The organism is Leclercia tamurae, from assembly GCF_025566055.1.
GTDB classification, from domain to species: Bacteria; Pseudomonadota; Gammaproteobacteria; order Enterobacterales; family Enterobacteriaceae; genus Enterobacter; species Enterobacter tamurae.
Map to the genome: position 1 here is coordinate 184,050 of NZ_JAMHKS010000078.1, position 12,319 is coordinate 196,368.

12 protein-coding genes are annotated in these 12,319 nt (G+C 55.9%); 11 read left to right on the forward strand and 1 reads right to left on the reverse strand.

Annotated features, from left to right (window positions below):
• From fabF to ptsG, 7 genes are all read left to right on the forward strand, one after another.
• Positions 1 to 1,242, forward strand: a complete 1,242-nt coding sequence (gene fabF, locus M8318_RS20765; RefSeq protein ID WP_166182149.1) for a beta-ketoacyl-ACP synthase II — start codon at positions 1 to 3, stop codon at positions 1,240 to 1,242.
• A 142-nt stretch (positions 1,243 to 1,384) separates the two neighbouring features.
• A complete protein-coding gene (gene pabC / locus M8318_RS20770; protein WP_262664327.1) occupies positions 1,385 to 2,194 on the forward strand; it encodes an aminodeoxychorismate lyase in 810 nt (269 codons plus the stop codon).
• 2 nt (positions 2,195 to 2,196) lie between these two features.
• On the forward strand, positions 2,197 to 3,219 hold the full coding sequence (gene yceG / locus M8318_RS20775) for a cell division protein YceG (protein ID WP_262664328.1): 1,023 nt from the start codon (positions 2,197 to 2,199) through the stop codon (positions 3,217 to 3,219).
• Entirely contained in the window at positions 3,209 to 3,850 is a 642-nt protein-coding gene (tmk, locus tag M8318_RS20780) for a dTMP kinase (protein WP_262664329.1), read from the forward strand. Before yceG ends, tmk begins: the two co-directional genes overlap by 11 nt.
• Positions 3,847 to 4,851: a DNA polymerase III subunit delta' gene (gene holB, locus M8318_RS20785; RefSeq protein ID WP_262664330.1), complete on the forward strand. Its 1,005-nt coding sequence runs from the start codon at positions 3,847 to 3,849 to the stop codon at positions 4,849 to 4,851. The genes tmk and holB overlap by 4 nt, the downstream gene beginning before the upstream one ends.
• Positions 4,852 to 4,861: 10 nt before the next feature.
• Positions 4,862 to 5,656, forward strand: coding sequence for a metal-dependent hydrolase (locus tag M8318_RS20790; RefSeq protein WP_262664331.1), 795 nt, complete (start codon positions 4,862 to 4,864; stop codon positions 5,654 to 5,656).
• Positions 5,657 to 5,953: 297 nt separating this feature from the next.
• A complete protein-coding gene (gene ptsG / locus M8318_RS20795) occupies positions 5,954 to 7,387 on the forward strand; it encodes a PTS glucose transporter subunit IIBC (RefSeq protein WP_106992744.1) in 1,434 nt (477 codons plus the stop codon).
• 186 nt (positions 7,388 to 7,573) lie between these two features.
• Here the strand turns inward: ptsG and fhuE are convergent, their stop codons facing one another.
• Entirely contained in the window at positions 7,574 to 9,760 is a 2,187-nt protein-coding gene (gene fhuE, locus M8318_RS20800) for a ferric-rhodotorulic acid/ferric-coprogen receptor FhuE (protein ID WP_262664332.1), read from the reverse strand.
• A gap of 355 nt (positions 9,761 to 10,115) precedes the next feature.
• Here fhuE and hinT point away from each other — a divergent pair, with 355 nt between their 5' ends.
• Genes hinT through thiK form a run of 4 tightly spaced genes read left to right on the forward strand, consistent with a single transcriptional unit; the run spans position 10,116 to position 12,314 of the window.
• On the forward strand, positions 10,116 to 10,475 hold the full coding sequence (hinT, locus tag M8318_RS20805) for a purine nucleoside phosphoramidase (protein ID WP_146145498.1): 360 nt from the start codon (positions 10,116 to 10,118) through the stop codon (positions 10,473 to 10,475).
• Position 10,476: 1 nt separating this feature from the next.
• Complete coding sequence (locus M8318_RS20810) at positions 10,477 to 10,851, forward strand: YcfL family protein (RefSeq protein ID WP_106992747.1); 375 nt, start codon at positions 10,477 to 10,479, stop codon at positions 10,849 to 10,851.
• Between the two features lie 10 nt (positions 10,852 to 10,861).
• Positions 10,862 to 11,509 carry a penicillin-binding protein activator LpoB gene (gene lpoB / locus M8318_RS20815; protein ID WP_106992748.1) on the forward strand — a complete coding sequence of 216 codons (648 nt, stop codon included), beginning with the start codon at positions 10,862 to 10,864 and terminating at the stop codon, positions 11,507 to 11,509.
• The gene (gene thiK / locus M8318_RS20820; RefSeq protein WP_262664667.1) at positions 11,490 to 12,314 is read left to right on the forward strand and encodes a thiamine kinase; all 825 of its coding nucleotides are present in this window, start codon (positions 11,490 to 11,492) and stop codon (positions 12,312 to 12,314) included. Before lpoB ends, thiK begins: the two co-directional genes overlap by 20 nt.
• Positions 12,315 to 12,319 lie beyond the last annotated feature (5 nt).

A 12,319-nucleotide genomic window follows, 5' to 3' on the forward strand; every position in this document is an offset into this window, starting at 1 on the left:
GTGTCTAAGCGTCGTGTAGTTGTGACCGGACTTGGCATGTTATCTCCTGTCGGCAATACCGTAGAGTCTACCTGGAACGCTCTCCTTGCCGGTCAGAGTGGCATCAGCCTAATCGACCATTTCGATACTAGCGCCTATGCAACGAAATTTGCTGGCTTAGTAAAGGATTTTAACTGTGAAGAGATCATCTCGCGCAAAGAACAGCGTAAGATGGATGCCTTCATTCAATATGGAATTGTCGCTGGCGTTCAGGCCATGCAGGATTCTGGCCTTGAAATTACGGAAGAGAACGCAACCCGTATCGGTGCCGCTATCGGCTCCGGGATTGGTGGTCTTGGCCTGATCGAGGAAAACCATACCTCTCTGGTAAATGGTGGTCCACGTAAAATTAGCCCGTTCTTTGTTCCGTCAACGATTGTTAACATGGTGGCAGGTCACCTGACCATCATGTTTGGCCTGCGTGGCCCAAGCATCTCGATTGCTACTGCCTGTACCTCCGGTGTGCACAACATCGGCCAGGCGGCGCGTATCATCGCTTATGGCGATGCCGATGCAATGGTTGCAGGCGGTGCAGAAAAAGCCAGTACCCCACTGGGTGTGGGCGGTTTCGGCGCAGCGCGTGCCCTGTCTACCCGCAACGATAACCCGCAGGCGGCGAGCCGTCCGTGGGATAAAGACCGTGATGGTTTTGTGCTGGGTGACGGTGCCGGTATGGTCGTGCTGGAAGAGTACGAGCATGCGAAGAAACGCGGTGCGAAAATCTATGCAGAAATTATCGGTTTCGGCATGAGCAGCGACGCTTACCACATGACCTCTCCGCCGGAAGACGGGGCAGGTGCTGCGCTGGCAATGGTTAACGCGATCCGCGATGCGGGTATCGAACCAGGCCAGATTGGCTATGTGAATGCGCACGGTACTTCCACGCCAGCAGGCGACAAAGCTGAAGCGCAGGCCGTTAAGTCTGTCTTTGGCGATGCAGCCCGTCGCGTGATGGTGAGCTCGACCAAATCCATGACCGGACACCTGTTAGGTGCGGCGGGTGCAGTAGAATCCATCTACTCCATCCTTGCGCTGCGCGATCAGGCTGTTCCGCCGACCATCAACCTGGATAACCCGGATGACGGTTGCGATCTGGACTTCGTTCCACACGAAGCGCGCCAGGTCAGCGGTCTGGAGTACACCCTGTGTAACTCCTTTGGCTTTGGCGGCACCAACGGCTCTCTGATCTTCAAAAAGGTCTGAGGCTGATTGCCGGGGCGGATAATTACCTTCCCGGCACATCGATAAAAAAGGTCCGCTTGTCGGGCCTTTTTTATTCGGTTTTATTCCCTTGTCCACGGCCCACCTTCCTGCCAGACTATTCGACCATTCATAAGGAGCCATCATGTTCTTGATCAATGGCATACCGCAGGAAACGCTCCCGGCGAGCGACAGGGCTATTCAGTTTGGTGATGGCTGCTTCACAACGGCACGCATTGTAGCGGGCCAGGTCTGTCTGCTGGATGCTCACCTGCAACGCTTGCAGCAGGCCTGTGAAAAACTGCTCATCCCCTTTGTTGAGTGGGCAGCGTTACAGCGTGAAATGGTTGAGCTCGCCCGCGGGAACGATCGTGGCGTGCTGAAGGTCATTATCAGCCGGGGAAGCGGCGGCAGAGGATACAGCGCGGCGAACTGCCTGCATCCAGCCCGACTTCTCTCAGTATCGGCCTGGCCTGTTCATTACGATGGCTGGCGTCGTGAAGGCATCACCCTTGCATTGAGCCCGGTGCAGCTGGGACGTAACCCGCAGCTGGCCGGGATCAAGCATCTTAACCGGCTTGAGCAGGTGCTGATCCGTACCCATCTTGAACAGACCGATGCCGACGAGGCGCTGGTTCTTGACAGCGAAGGGTTCATTACGGAATGCTGTGCGGCGAATTTATTCTGGCGTCAGGGGAAGGACGTTTTTACCCCCCGCCTGGATCAGGCTGGCGTCAACGGCCTGATGCGCCAGTTTTGTCTGCAGCAACTGGCACACTCCGGGTATCGCGTTGTCGAAGTGCATGCCCGCGAGGCCGCGCTGGCTGAGGTCGACGAGATGGTGGTCTGCAATGCGCTGATGCCCGTCGTGCCGGTTCGTCAGTATGGTTCTCAACGTTTTTCATTGCGTGAGTTGTACGCATTTTTAGCCCCTCTGTGTGAGCAAACCAGATAGTCATGAAGAAAATGTTGCGCTTTATTCTCCTCATCCTTGTCGTGCTGGGCATTGCCGCAGGTGTGGGGATGTGGAAGGTTCGCCAGCTGGCGAGCAGTCAAATTCTGATCGCTGAAGAGACGATCTTTACTCTGAAACCGGGCACCGGACGGCTGGCGCTGGGCGAGCAGCTGTATAGCGAGAAGGTGATTAACCGTCCGCGCGTGTTCCAGTGGTTATTACGCGTGCAGCCGGAGCTGTCCCATTTCAAAGCCGGGACATACCGCTTTACGCCGGGGATGACCGTCAAAGAGATGCTGGAGCTGCTTGAGAGCGGCAAAGAGGCGCAGTTTCCGCTGCGTTTCGTGGAAGGGATGCGCCTGAGCGACTACCTGAAACAGCTGCGCGATGCCCCATACATTAAGCACACCCTAAAGGACGACAGCTATGCCACCGTCGCTCAGGTGCTGAAGTTTGAGCATCCCGAATGGGTAGAAGGCTGGTTCTGGCCGGATACCTGGATGTATACCGCGGGCACCACGGACGTGGCGTTGCTCCAGCGCGCGCACAAAAAAATGGTCGACGCAGTGGATAAAGCCTGGGAAGGGCGGATGGAAAACCTGCCGTATAAAGATCAAAACCAGTTCGTCACCATGGCCTCGATCGTTGAGAAAGAGACGGCGGTGGCGAGTGAGCGGGATCAGGTTGCCTCGGTATTTATCAATCGCCTGCGCATCGGTATGCGTCTGCAGACCGACCCGACGGTGATTTACGGTATGGGTGAGAATTATAAGGGCAAGATTTCACGTAAAGACCTGGAAACCCCAACCGATTATAATACCTATGTCATTAGCGGCTTACCCCCGGGGCCAATTGCCACGCCGGGTCAGGCATCGCTGAATGCCGCCGCGCATCCGGCAAAAACGCCGTATCTCTATTTCGTCGCCGACGGAAAGGGTGGACATACTTTTAACACCAATCTTGCCAGTCATAATCGTTCGGTCCAGGACTATCTGAAGGCACTTAAGGAAAAAAATGCGCAGTAATTACATCGTCATTGAGGGGCTGGAAGGCGCCGGGAAAACGACCGCACGTGACGTAGTGGTCGAGACGCTCAAACAGTGTGGCATCGACGAGATGATCTTCACCCGTGAACCGGGCGGCACCCAGCTTGCTGAAAAACTGCGCAGCCTGGTGCTGGACATCAAATCGGTCGGGGATGAAGTTATTACCGATAAAGCCGAAGTGATGATGTTCTACGCCGCGCGCGTTCAGCTGGTGGAAACCGTGATCAAGCCTGCGCTGGCGCGGGGATGCTGGGTGATTGGCGATCGTCACGACCTCTCCACCCAGGCCTATCAGGGCGGTGGACGCGGTATTGACCAGCAGATGCTCGGCACGCTGCGCGACGCGGTGCTGGGTGATTTCCGTCCGAACCTGACGCTCTATCTCGACGTAACACCTGAAGTGGGTCTGAAACGCGCCCGCGCCCGCGGCGAACTGGATCGTATCGAGCAGGAGTCGCTGGACTTCTTTAATCGCACTCGCGCTCGTTACCTCGAGCTGGCCGCCCAGGACAGTTCAATCCGCACCATCAATGCGACACAGTCGCTGGAAGAGGTGATGAACGACATTCGCACAACGGTCACTGACTGGCTGAAGGAACAACAGGTATGAAATGGTACCCATGGTTGCGCCCGCACTTTGAACAGCTGGTGAACAGCTATCAGTCCGGTCGGGGGCATCATGCGTTACTGATCCAGTCGCTGCCGGGCATGGGCGACGAGGCGCTGATCTACGCTATCACCCGTTTTCTGATGTGCCAGCAGCCCCAGGGGCATAAAAGCTGCGGCCAGTGCCGCAGCTGCCAGCTGATGCAGGCGGAAACGCACCCGGATTATTACGCGCTGGAGCCGGAGAAGGGCAAGACCACGCTGGGTATCGATGCGGTGCGCACGGTCAGTGAAAAGCTCTACGAACGCGCCCGGCTCGGCGGAGCGAAAGTCGTCTGGCTGAAGGATGCCGCCCAGCTTACCGAGGCGGCGGCCAACGCGCTGTTAAAGACCCTCGAAGAGCCGCCGGAAAATACCTGGTTCCTGATGGCCTGCCGCGAACCCGGACGTCTGCTGGCGACCCTGCGTAGCCGCTGTCGGTTGCACCATCTCAGCGTGCCGCAGGAAGCCTGGGCTATCAGCTGGCTTGCGCGTGAAGTGACAACGTCACAAGAGGCGGCACTGAGTGCGCTGCGCCTGTGCGGCGGGGCACCTGCGGCGGCGCTGGCCCTGTTACAGCCCAACGTCCAGACGCAGCGGGAACAACTCTGTCAGGCCCTCGGCGCGGTGCCGGACAGCGGCGACTGGCTGAGCCTGCTGCCGATCCTGAACCATGAGCAGGCTCCGGATCGTCTGCACTGGCTGGCAGCCCTGCTGTTGGATGCCCTTAAAATTCAGCAGGGTGCGACTCTGCTTACCAATGCCGATGCCTGGCCGCTCGTCAGTAGCCTGGCGCAGCGCCTGCCGGGTGTGGCATTGCGGGCTATCCTTCATGATGTCTGCCAGTGCCGTGAACAACTACTCAGCGTGACGGGGCTGAATCGGGAGCTTGTCCTGACCGACCTGTTACTCACTATTGAGCACTACCTGCAACCGGGCACGACGCTGCCTGTATCCCCTCTCTGAGAGACACATTATGTTTTTAGTCGACTCACACTGCCATCTTGATGGCCTGGATTATCAATCCCTGCATAAAAACGTCGATGACGTGCTGGCGAAAGCCGCCGCCCGCGATGTGAAATTTTGTCTGGCGGTCGCCACAACGTTACCTGGTTACAAATCCATGCGCGAGCTGGTGGGCGTCCGCGACAACGTGGTCTTCTCCTGCGGCGTGCATCCTCTGAATCAGGATGAGGCGTACGACGTGGAAGATCTGCGCCGTCTGGCGGCGGAAGAGGGCGTGGTGGCGATGGGTGAAACCGGGCTGGATTATTTCTACACCCCGGAAACCAAAGCCCGCCAGCAGGAATCGTTCCGCGACCATATCCGCATTGGCCGGGAGCTGAACAAACCGGTGATTGTCCACACCCGCGACGCGCGCGCCGATACGCTGGCGATCCTGTACGAAGAAAAGGTGACGGATTGCGGCGGCGTACTACACTGTTTCACTGAAGACAGAGAAACAGCGGGTAAGCTGCTGGATTTGGGTTTTTATATCTCGTTTTCCGGGATCGTGACGTTCCGTAACGCCGAGCAGCTTCGTGATGCTGCGCGCTACGTGCCGCTCGATCGCCTGCTGGTGGAAACAGATTCCCCTTATCTGGCCCCGGTACCGCATCGCGGCAAAGAGAACCAACCCGCGATGACACGGGACGTGGCCGATTATATGGCCGTTTTGAAAGGCGTCGAGGTTGAAGAACTGGCACGCATCACCACTGATAACTTTGCCAGCCTGTTTCACATCGATCCCTCCCGCCTGCAATCTGCCTGATTAATCTATTTTTTTATGGCTCGTAATTAATAGCCAAAACGAGTAAAGTTCACCGCCCTTGTGGGGGCGGTGAAGCACTTTTTGGAAACATTTGGCAATTAATTTTGTAAAAATCTGAAAGTTTTTCAGCTACCCTGCGCTGAAACGTGATAGCCGTCAAACAAAGATACGCGGATTTATTTTACTCTGTGTAATAAATAAAGGGCGCTTAGATGTCCTGTCCACGGCACGGTTCTCCCCCCGGGCCAATGCGTGAAAACGTAAAAAAAGCACAAATACTCAGGAGCACTCTCAATTATGTTTAAGAATGCATTTGCTAACCTGCAGAAGGTCGGTAAATCGCTGATGCTGCCGGTATCCGTACTGCCTATCGCAGGTATCCTGCTGGGCGTCGGTTCTGCAAACTTCAGCTGGCTGCCAGCCGTAGTTTCTCATGTGATGGCCGAAGCAGGCGGTTCTGTTTTTGCTAATATGCCACTGATCTTCGCCATCGGCGTTGCGCTTGGCTTCACCAATAACGACGGCGTATCTGCGCTGGCCGCTGTAGTTGCATACGGCATCATGGTTAAGACCATGGCTGTGGTTGCACCTCTGGTCCTGCACTTGCCACCTGAAGAGATCGCGTCAAAACACCTGGCTGATACCGGTGTTCTGGGCGGTATTATCTCGGGTGCGATTGCGGCATATATGTTTAACCGCTTCTATCGCATCAAGCTGCCTGAGTATCTGGGCTTCTTTGCAGGTAAGCGTTTCGTTCCAATCATCTCTGGCCTGGCGGCGATCTTCACCGGTGTGATCCTCTCCTTCATCTGGCCACCGATTGGTTCCGCAATCCAGACCTTCTCCCAGTGGGCTGCATACCAGAACCCGGTTGTGGCGTTCGGTATCTACGGCTTCATTGAGCGTTGCCTGGTGCCATTTGGTCTGCACCACATCTGGAACGTTCCTTTCCAGATGCAGATCGGCGAATACACCAACGCAGCAGGTCAGGTCTTCCACGGCGACATCCCTCGCTACATGGCAGGCGACCCAACTGCAGGCAAACTGTCTGGCGGCTTCCTGTTCAAAATGTACGGCCTGCCGGCTGCTGCGATTGCAATCTGGCACTCTGCTAAACCAGAGAACCGTGCAAAAGTGGGCGGTATCATGATCTCCGCCGCGCTGACCTCGTTCCTGACCGGTATTACCGAGCCGATCGAGTTCTCCTTCATGTTCGTTGCGCCGATCCTGTACATCATCCACGCGGTGCTGGCTGGCCTGGCATTCCCAATCTGTATCCTGCTGGGTATGCGTGACGGTACCTCCTTCTCGCACGGTCTGATCGACTTTATCGTTCTGTCCGGTAACAGCAGCAAACTGTGGCTGTTCCCAATCGTGGGTGCGTGCTACGCGGTGGCGTACTACACCATCTTCCGCGTGCTGATCAAAGCACTGGACCTGAAAACACCAGGTCGTGAAGATGCATCTGACGACGTAAAAGCGACCGGCACCAGCGAAATGGCTCCGGCACTGGTTGCAGCTTTTGGCGGTAAAGAGAACATCACTAACCTGGACGCGTGTATCACTCGTCTGCGTGTGAGCGTTGCTGATATCGCGAAAGTTGACCAGCCGGGTCTGAAAAAACTGGGCGCAGCGGGCGTAGTTGTTGCAGGTTCCGGTGTACAGGCTATCTTCGGTACTAAATCCGATAACCTGAAAACCGAAATGGATGAGTACATCCGCGGCAACTAAGTTGTGACCTGGGGAGACTAAGGCAGCCGAATGGCTGCCTTTTTTATTGCCTGTGGTTGGGGAAATGCCGGGTGGCGGCTGCGCCTTACCCGGCCTACAAAAGCTCAGACCGTAGGCCGGGTAAGCGTAGCGCCACCCGGCACAAAAAAGGGAGCCATTTGGCTCCCTTTGGTAACGGATGATTTATCAGAACTGATAGCTTGCGGTCAGGCTCACGTTACGCGGTTCGCCATACACAATTTCGCCTTCAACGTTGGTGTCGTAGGTCTTATCGAAGAGGTTATTCAGATTACCCTGCAGGGAGAAGTTCTTCGTGACCTGGTAACGAGTGAAGAGATCCACCAGCGCGTAGCTGCCCTGCGATGCACGCCAGGTGCCGTAAGGCGTGTCCTGGTAGGTATAGACGCTGTTCTGCCAGTTAACCCCACCCCCAACGGTCAGCTCAGGCATCGCCGGCAGACGGTAGCTGGTAAACAGTTTTACGGTCGTGCGCGGCAGCTGTGGGTTTACCGCCTTGCCGTTGTTATCTTCAGCAACATAACGCGTTGCACCAAAGGTCATCTGCCAGTTATCCGTCAGCGCGCCGTTGATTTCAAACTCAACGCCTTTACTCACGGTACCGTCTACGCTCTCGTAAGCCACATCCGTGGAGCCCTGAATGGTCCGGCCGGTGCTTTGTCCCAGATTATCCTGCTCAATGCGGAATACGGACAGCGTGGTGGTCAGACGGCTATTCATCCAGTCGGATTTCAGGCCCGCTTCGTAGTTATTCCCGGTGATCGGGTCAAGATATTTGCCCGAGCTGTCGCGGTAGTTCTGCGGCTGGAAGATAGAGGTATAGCTGGCGTAGGCAGACCAGTTGTCATTGATGTCGTAAACCAGACCCGCATAAGGCGTGGTGTGGTTTTTCTCCATGCCGTAGGTGAGGGTGTCAACGCTCCAGTTGGTATAACGGGCGCCAAGGATCAAATGCAAAGGATCGGCCAGTGAAATGCGCGTCGCGGCATACAGCGATTTCATATTGGTGGTGTCATCCTGAGCCAGCGATTGCGATCCCCAGTTGGTTTCCGGGAAGTTACCGTTATAGTCGTAGAAGCTACCGAACTCATCCGGGTAGACGTTAGCCCATGAGTTGGTGTAACGGTTGGTCTGACGACTGAAGCTGCCGCCAATCATCATGGTGTGCTGGCGACCCAGCAGCTCGTAGCCGCCGTCAGCAAACAGGTCTACCGCATCGACTTTACGTTTGCCGCTGTTCCAGCCGGTGCCGCCAATGTAATCATAACCTGCACCATAGTTCGAATAAGGGCCTTCCAGCATGCCGGTGCTCTTATTCACAAAGGCATCGATATACATCGCTTTGCTGTCGAATTTCGCTTCGGTATGGGTCGCATTCAGGGTGGCCTGCCAGTCGTCGGCAAAGCGCTGCTTCAGGGTGAAGAAGACCTTATTGAACTCTTTGTCGTTGTAAGCCCAGTCTGGAGAGGTGCTGTGCGCGCGATCGTAATGTTTGGTGCTGCCATCGGTGTTCCAGCGCGGCAAACCACCCCAGGTCTGGTTATTGATGTCGATGCGCTGATATTCGTAGCCAGCGGACAGCGAGGTGCTGGTGCCCAGGTCAGCGTCCAGAATACCGGAGAAGAAGGTGCGCTTCTGATTGTAGTTGTCGAGCCAGGAGTCGCTGTCCTGATAACCCGCCACGATGCGGCTGCGCAGATTGCCGTCTTCCGTCAGCGGGCTTTGCATATCCATGACGTAACGTTGTTTGTTCCAGCTGCCGTATTCTGCCGACAGATTGGCCTTAAATTCGCGGCTGGTGGCATGCTTACGCACCATATTGATGGCTGCGGACGGGTTGCCTGTGCCGGTCATCAGGCCGTTGGCGCCGCGTACCACTTCCACCCGCTCAAACAGCGCGGTGTCAGACTGAGTATCACCCAGATTCCAGCGTGATTCGAAATAGGTCGGGATGCCGTCGACCATGTAGTTGTCGATTTCGAACCCACGGGAGTAAAAATTGCTGCGATCGGAGTCCGTGGTGCTTTTGCTGATCCCCATCGTGTTATCCATCACGTCGCCCAGGGTCTGCAGCTGTTGGTCTTCCATGCGTTGTTCGCTGACGATCGTGACCGACTGCGGAATATCACGCTGCACCATCTGCATTTTGGTGCCCGCGGTGGTGGTTTTTACGCTGTAGTCCTGGCTTTCGTCAGCGGTACCCGACGGCGTGGAACCGTCAACAATAACGGTCTCTTCAGCCGGCGCGGCAAAACTGGCAACAGGAGTCAACGCGAAAGCAATACAGGCTGCCAGCAGCGAGGGTTTAGCGACAGGCTGGCGTTGCCCGTCCCTGGTATAATTCATGAAAGACATCAACAAACCTTTCTGAGTGAAGTGTGAATGTGATGCCCCAGATCCGTAAACACAGTCTGAGGTCGTTTTCTATGTATAAAATGCGCATGTAAATGCAAATGCGAAATATACGCATTGTGATTAAACCTGTAAACAGACGTTTCAGGCGTATCTGAAATTATGTTTTAAGATTTAAGGGGAGGGCGCGGCGAGCGGCAGCGTATAAATTGCACTATAAGGAAAGAATTCGAGGGATAAGGTTGAAAGGATTAGAGAAAGTCGCTCATACTCTTAAGTCGCGTCACATAATATTGCGCCTGCGCCGAGGGTGTTGTCTCCGGGCACGTCGCCAGATTAAATGAACAAGGAAAATCTCATGGCTGAAGAAACCATTTTCAGTAAAATTATCCGTCGCGAGATCCCGGCGGATATCGTCTATCAGGATGAACTGGTTACCGCTTTTCGCGATATTTCTCCCCAGGCACCCACCCACATCCTCATTATTCCTAATATTCTGATTCCGACGGTAAATGACGTGAAAACTGAGCATGAACTGGCTTTAGGCCGTATGCTGACAGTAGCCGCGAAAATTGCTGAGCAGGAAGGCGTGGCAGAAGACGGTTATCGTTTGATCATGAACTGCAACCGCCACGGTGGTCAGGAAGTTTATCATATTCATATGCATCTGCTCGGCGGTCGCCCGCTGGGACCGATGCTGGCGCATAAAGGTCTTTAACATGCCTGCAGGACGGATTGCGATGCTGTTCATGGTGATGGCTCTGGTGGGATGTAAATCTCAGCCAGCGATCCCTGTCAATGATGAGCAAACGCTGGTAATGGAATCATCAGTGCTGGCGGCAGGAATTACTGCCGACAAGCCTTCGCTAACGATCAGTGAAATTCAACCATCCGCTTCCTCTGTGCTGTTCAATGAAAGAGATGAGGCGATTACCGTCCATTACCGTTTTTTCTGGTATGACGCCCGTGGCCTGGAAATGCATCCACTTGAGGCACCGCGCAGCGTGACAATCCCGGCGAATTCGTCGGTCAAACTTTACGGCAGCGCAAACTATCTTGGCGCGCATAAGGTCAGACTTTATCTATATCTCTAAGGGGTGAATTTTGATTAAAAACATCAGTCGTTACACGCTTGTCACGGCTTTTGCACTGTTCCTGTCGGGCTGTATCAGCCGCACTGAGCAACCACCTGCACCGGTAGAAGAGGTGAAACCGGGCGTTGAGCAGCCGGTTCAACCGACCCAGCCTGTGCCAACCGTGCCTACTGTGCCGTCTGTCCCTGAGCAACCAGGCCCGATCGAGCATCAGGAACCCGCTCAGCCTGCACCGCGTGAGCGTCATTACGACTGGAACGGGGCGATGCAGCCGATGGTCGGTAAGATGTTGCAGGCCCAGGGCGTCAACGCTGGCAGCGTGCTGCTGGTGGACAGCGTCAACAACCGTACCAACGGCAGCCTGAATGCCGGGGAAGCTACCGAAACGCTGCGCAATGCGCTGGCGAACAACGGCAAATTTACCCTGGTGTCCGCGCAGCAGCTGGCGGTGGCCAAGCAGCAGTTAGGCCTTTCTCCGCAGGACAGCCTGGGCTCGCGCAGTAAAGCTATCGGCATTGCCCGCAACGTAGGGGCGCAATATGTCCTCTACTCAAGCGCGACCGGCAACGTCAACTCGCCAGCGCTGCAGATGCAGCTGATGCTGGTTCAGACAGGTGAAATTATCTGGTCGGGTAAAGGTGCAGTTCAGCAACAGTAATCTGACGCGCGACACACTGCTGTCGCGCTTTTTCCCGCACTATCGCCTTATCGCGCCGCAGACCCACGCCGGGTTGAGCGGCGCGAGTTGCATTATTGAGCACGCCGGACAACGCCTGGTGCTGCGTCAGTATCATGCCGCGCTGGCCACGCCAGCCCATTTTCGCCGCCAGTACCATGCGCTCCGCCATCTTCCCGCCGACATTGCCCCTCAGCCGCGCTTTTACAGTCCTGGCTGGATTGCGGTCGATTATCTGACCGGTGAGATCAAAACCAGGTTGCCCGCCGCATCCCCGTTGGCTGCGATGCTGTATCATCTGCATCAACAGCGCCGATTCGGATGGCGAATCACTCTGGCCCCGCTGCTGGAGCAGTACTGGCTGCAGGCCTCGCCGTCCCGACGCACGCCGCTATGGCTACGATGGCATAAGCGGCTGCGTAAACGGGGTGAGCCCCGTCCGCTGCGACTGGCGCCGCTGCATATGGACGTTCATGCAGGTAATATCGTGCATATGGCCAACGGCAGTCGGCTGCTGGACTGGGAATATGCCGGAGACGGCGACGTTGCCCTGGAGCTGGCCAGCGTCTGGACAGAGAGTGACGCCCAGCGTCAGCAGCTGCTCACCGCCTACAGCGAGATCGCGCGGCTTGATCTCTCCCGGCTGCAACGCCAGGTGAATCGCTGGCGCCCCTGGGTGCTGATGCTGATGGCAGGCTGGTTTGAGCTGCGCTGGCAACAATCACAAGATAAACAATTTATTACGCTGGCCGATGAGATCTGGCGCCAGCTTGAAACGACAGAATAAGAGAG

Coding starts and splice junctions, on each gene's coding strand:
- pabC (WP_262664327.1), top strand. CDS start 1,385: ATGTTCTTGATCAATGGCATACCGCAGGAAACGCTCCCGGCGAGCGAC.
- yceG (WP_262664328.1), top strand. CDS start 2,197: ATGAAGAAAATGTTGCGCTTTATTCTCCTCATCCTTGTCGTGCTGGGC.
- tmk (WP_262664329.1), top strand. CDS start 3,209: ATGCGCAGTAATTACATCGTCATTGAGGGGCTGGAAGGCGCCGGGAAA.
- holB (WP_262664330.1), top strand. CDS start 3,847: ATGAAATGGTACCCATGGTTGCGCCCGCACTTTGAACAGCTGGTGAAC.
- M8318_RS20790 (WP_262664331.1), top strand. CDS start 4,862: ATGTTTTTAGTCGACTCACACTGCCATCTTGATGGCCTGGATTATCAA.
- ptsG (WP_106992744.1), top strand. CDS start 5,954: ATGTTTAAGAATGCATTTGCTAACCTGCAGAAGGTCGGTAAATCGCTG.
- fhuE (WP_262664332.1), bottom strand. CDS start 9,760: ATGTCTTTCATGAATTATACCAGGGACGGGCAACGCCAGCCTGTCGCT.
- hinT (WP_146145498.1), top strand. CDS start 10,116: ATGGCTGAAGAAACCATTTTCAGTAAAATTATCCGTCGCGAGATCCCG.
- M8318_RS20810 (WP_106992747.1), top strand. CDS start 10,477: ATGCCTGCAGGACGGATTGCGATGCTGTTCATGGTGATGGCTCTGGTG.